Annotated in this window: 2 protein-coding genes; both read right to left on the reverse strand. The window is 74.2% G+C overall.

Features of this window, described 5'->3' with window-relative positions; translation table 11 throughout:
* A partial coding sequence (locus tag AAHZ94_RS28460) for an SDR family NAD(P)-dependent oxidoreductase (RefSeq protein ID WP_349996440.1) occupies window positions 1-4,289 on the reverse strand: 4,289 nt, incomplete at its 3' end.
* 4 nt (window positions 4,290-4,293) lie between these two features.
* Window positions 4,294-4,875: acyl carrier protein (locus AAHZ94_RS28465; protein WP_349996442.1), on the reverse strand; the 582-nt coding region annotated here is incomplete at its 5' end.

The following is a 4,875-nucleotide window of genomic DNA, read 5'->3' on the forward strand; positions in this document are numbered from 1 at the left end:
GGCCGGCCGTCCGCGGCGCTCGCGGGGGCGGCGGCCGGCGGCTGCGCGGCCGGTGCGCTCTCCCCCGCGGCGTCCTGCGGCGCCCCGTCGGCCGCCGGCTGCGGGACGCCGAAGGTGCGACGGATGGTCGCCGCGTCGCCCGATGCGTAGATCAGGTGCGGGTCCGGGAGGCGCAGTACCTGTTCCAGGGCCCGGCACCCCTCGGCCGCCGGTAGCGGTGCGATGCCCAGTTGCTCGCGCAGTTGGCGGGCGGCCTCCGGCTCGATGGTCATGCCGCCTTCGGCCCAGAACGGCCAGCCGACGGAGACGGTGCGGCCCGAGCGCTGCCCCTGCCGCCGCTGCTGCTCGCGCCGGGCGGCGAAGGCGTCCTGGTAGGCGTTGGCGTAGCAGTAGTCGCTCTGGCCGACGGTGCCGAGCACCGCCGACATGGACGAGCAGAGGACGAACAGGTCGAGCTCTTCGTCGCGCAGCGCCGCGTCCAGGTGGCGGGTGCCGTCGATCTTGGGGGCGAGCACGGCGGCCACGTCGGCGGCGGTCTTGTTGCGGATGAACGCGTCGCGCAGGGTGCCCGCGGCGTGGATCACGCCGTCGATGCGCCCGAAGCGCTCCTTGGCGCGGGCCACCAGCGCGTCGACGTCGGCCCGGCGGGAGACGTCGGCCTGCACGTAGAGCGTGTGCGCGCCGGGGAGTGGGGTGTCGCCGAGCTCCCGGCGCCCGGCGAGCACCAGGCGCGCGTCGTAGCGGCGGGCGAGGTAGTCGGCGAAGATCAGGCCGAGCCCGCCGAGACCACCGGTGATCAGGTAGGTGCCGCCGGTGCGGAAGGCGGGCCCCTCCCCCGCCGCGTCGGCCGTGCGCTGCACGGTGCGCAGCGCCCGCCGGGCGGTGCCGTCCCACCACAGGTCGGTGGCGTCGGCGGGGTCTGCGGCCAGTTCCCGACGCAGCGCGGCGCCGGCGTCGCCGCCGACCGCGAGACCCACGGTGCGGACCGTGCTGAACCGGTCCTCGCGGGCCAGGCTGCGCAGATAGCCGCTCATGGCGCGGTGCTCGGGCCGCGGCTGCCCGTCGGCGACGGGGTACGCGTACACCAGGTCGGCCTGCCACCTGGGGGTGGCGGCGGTCAACGCGCGGGCCAGGGCGTGCACCGCGTACGGGCCGCCCTCGGCGTCGGTGTCGAGCACCACGATCCGGTCGGGGAGCCGGTCGCGCAGCCGCAGCGCCGCCAACAGCCGTGCGTGGTCGTCCTGTTCGGTCGGGCGGAGGGTGAAGCGGCGTGCGTCGGCGTCGGCGGTGAACTCGCCGCCCACGGTGCCGATGGCGTCGGCGGCTTCCAGCAGCGCCGCGAGGCCCGTGAGACCGGCGTCGCCGGCGGCGTCGGTGCGCAGGACCAGGGTGCGGGCCGGTTCTGCGCCGGTACGGGGCAGGGCCGGGGCGTCCTCCCAGCGCTGGGCCAGGTAGACGGGTTCGGGCCGCTCGGGGCGGCCGGTGGAGCGGACGGTGAAGCCGGTGATCTCGGCGGCCACCGCCCCGTCCTGGTCGGTGACGGTGACGTCGAAGGAGCGGCTGCCGGGCACGTCGGTGCCGGTCGGGCGCAGGTGCGCACGGGCCGACGCGGGCAGCGGTCCGAAGCAGCGGATGCGGTCCACGGCGAACGGCAGGTACACCTCGTCGCCGGTCAGGAACGGCCGGATGGCCTGCCAGGCGCCGTCCAGCAGCGCCGGGTGGAGCACGAACCCGGGGAGGTCCTGGTCGAGTTCGAGGGTGGCGAGCGCGTCGGCCGTCCCGTACGCGACCTGGTGCAGGGTGCGGAAGGCCGCGCCGTAGTGGACGCCGGAGTCCGCGTCCGCGTCCTGCGGGTAGAGCTCGGCGCGGTCGATGCGGGCGGTGCAGCGGGCCCGTACGGCGGCGAGGTCCAGCGGCGGCGGGGTCGTGAGCGGCTCGAAGCCGAGCGTGCCGGTGGCGCACGGGGTGCCGTCGGGGCCTGCGACGTCGAAGCCGGCCGTGTCCCCGGCCGCCGGGAACAGGGTGACCTGCACGGTGTGGTCGATCACCGGGCGGGCCCACAGGACCTCGCTGACCTCGGTGACCTGGCGGCCCGCGGAGAGTTCGCCGGCGGCCCTGGCCAGCTCGACGACCGCGGCGCCCGGCAGCACCGGGCGGCCGTCGACGCGGTGGTCGGCGAGGAAGAACTCGGCACCGTCGAAGGTGGACCGGAAGCGCTGGTGGGTGAAGTCGGAGACGTTCTGGTGCACCAGCGGGTGCAGCGCGGTGGCCGCCGGGGCCACGGCCCGCGCCGGCCCTTCGACCTGCGCGCCGCGGTCGGCGGCGCCGTCGGTGGTGGCGTCCGGCTGGGTGTACCAGTGGCGCTTCTTCTCGAACGGGTAGGTCGGCAGCGGAATGCGACGCGGCTGGGAGCCCTGCCAGCCCTGCTCCCAGTCCGTGCGGGCGCCGTCCACCCAGGCGTCACTGGTGGGCTTCTTGGTGGCGCGCCCGCGCGCGGTGTGCGCGCCGGCCTCGCCGACCCGGGCGAAGTGGTCGAGCGCGTCGATGAGCTGCGCCCGGTCGGCGGTGGTGACGGCGAGGCGCTCGCGCAGCGCGTCCCGGCCGGTTTGCAGGGTGTACGCGACGTCGTCCAGGTCCGCTTCGGGGTGGGCGGCGAGGTGGGCGGCGAGGCGGCGGGCCGCGTCCCGCAGTTGCGGCTCGGCCTTGGCGGACAGCACGAAGGTGCGTTCCGGGCCGGCGCCGCGGCCGGGGCGCGCGGGCCGTGCGGTGGTGGGCACGTACTCGTCGACGACGACGTGCGCATTGGTGCCGCTGAAGCCGAAGGCGCTCAGGCAGGCGCGCAGCGGCGCGCCGGGGGCCGGCTCCCAGGGGCGCGGCTCGGTGCCGACGCGGAACGGGGAGCGCTCGAAGTCGAAGTGCTCGTTGGGCGACTGGACGTGCAGCGTCGGAACCAGCTTGCGGTGCCGCATGGACAGCAGGATCTTGTGCAGCCCGGCGACGCCGGCCGCGGCCGACATGTGGCCGACGTTGGACTTGACCGAGCCGATCGAGCAGAAGTTCCGCTGGTCGGTCCAGGTCCGGAAGGCGCTGGCCAGCGCTTCGAGCTCGATCGGGTCGCCGAGCTTGGTGCCGGTGCCGTGCAGTTCGGCGTAGCTGATGGTCGCCGGGTCGATGCCGTGCCGCTCGTAGGCGGCGCGGACCAGTTCGATCTGGCTGCCGAGGTTGGGGGCGGTGATGCCGTTGGTGCGGCCGTCCTGGTTGATGCCGCTGGCGGTGATGACACCGTGGATCTGGTCGCCGTCGCGCTCGGCGTCGGCCAGCCGCTTGAGGACCACGGCCCCGGCGCCCTCGCCGGGCACGAAGCCGTCGGCGCCGTTGTCGAAGGTCTTGCAGCGGCCGTCCGGGGAGAGCATGCCGGCCGCGCACATGTGCATGTACGACTCGGGGCTCAGGTAAAGCGAGGCGCCGCCGGCGAGCGCCATGTCGATCTCGCCGCGTTGCAGGGCTTGGACGGCCAGGTGCACGCCGACCAGCGAGGACGAGCAGGCCGTGTCGACCGTGAGGGCGGGGCCCTTGAGGTTGAGGAAGTAGGCGAGCCGGCCGGCGGCGATGGCGTTGCTGACGCTGGTGACGCTCGGCAGGTCCTCGCCTTCCTGGAGCGCGTCGTGGCACAGCGTGTAGTAGTCGCTGCTGGCGAGGCCGAGGTAGACGCCGCAGTTGCTGCCGTCCAGGCGCTGGCGCGAGTAGCCGGCGTCTTCGAACGCGCGGTACGCCTCCTCCAGGAAGATGCGGTGCTGCGGGTCCATCATCTCCGCCTCGGAGGGGGAGATCTCGAAGAAGAACGAGTCGAACGCGTCGATGTCGTCGAGCAGCCCCATCCACCGGCAGTAGATGGAGCCCTCCTGCCCCACCTTGGGGTCGTAGTAGCGCTCCATGTCCCAGCGGTGCGCAGGGATCTCGCGTACGCCGTCCCGGCCCTGGTCGAGCAACTCCCAGTACTGGTCCAGGTCTTGGGCACTGGCGTAGCGGCCCGACATGCCGACGACGGCGATCGGGGACGGCCGGGCTGCATCGGCCGCGGGTGCGGGCCGGGTGGGTGCGGGCTGCTGCGCGGGGGCTGCGGCCTGTTGGGTGGGTACGGGCTGCGCCGGCGCGGGCTGCGGGGTGGCGGGGGCCTGCTCGGCGGGGGCGGGCTGCGGTGCGGCGGCCTCGCCCCGCAGCAGCCTGCGGGCCTCGTCCGGGGTCAGCCGCTTCGCACGCAGCGCGGCCAGAATGTCCTGGCGGTTCATCGGCTCATGCCTCCTTGCCCTGGGCGGAAAGGCGGGCCTCGGCCTGCCAGACATCGATCTCGCCCTCGTAGACCTTGGCGAGGACCTCATCGAGGTCGTCGTCGTCCGACGCGGGGAGCTCACCGGCGAGGTAGTCGGCGAACTCCTTGACGTTCGGGTACTGGTAGATCTTCGTCGTACTCACCGACGTCCCGAACTCCGCGTTCACCGCACGAATCCACTCCACACCCACCACCGAGTCCAGACCCAGCTCGGTGAAGCTGCGGCTCGGGTCGATCTCATCAACCTCCACGAACAGCTCGCGCGCCAAGCTCTCCCGCAGCGCGTCGAGCAACCCTTCCGACGCGGCGGCGGCTACCTGCCGTACGGGCGGGGCGGGGGCTGGTGCAGGTACGGGCGCGGGTGTTGGCACGGCGGCCGGCGCCGGCGCGGCGGTGGGTTGGGTCGGCGGGGCCGGCAGGGTGGCCGGTGCGGCTGGGGCAGTTTGGGCGGCGCCCGTCGGCAGTTCGCCGGCGAGGTAGTCGGCGAACTCCTTGACGTTCGGGTACTGGTAGATCTTCGTCGTACTCACCGACGTCCCGAACTC

This window comes from Streptomyces sp. HSW2009 (genome assembly GCF_040240285.1).
In the GTDB taxonomy this organism is placed as follows: Bacteria; Actinomycetota; Actinomycetes; order Streptomycetales; family Streptomycetaceae; genus Streptomyces.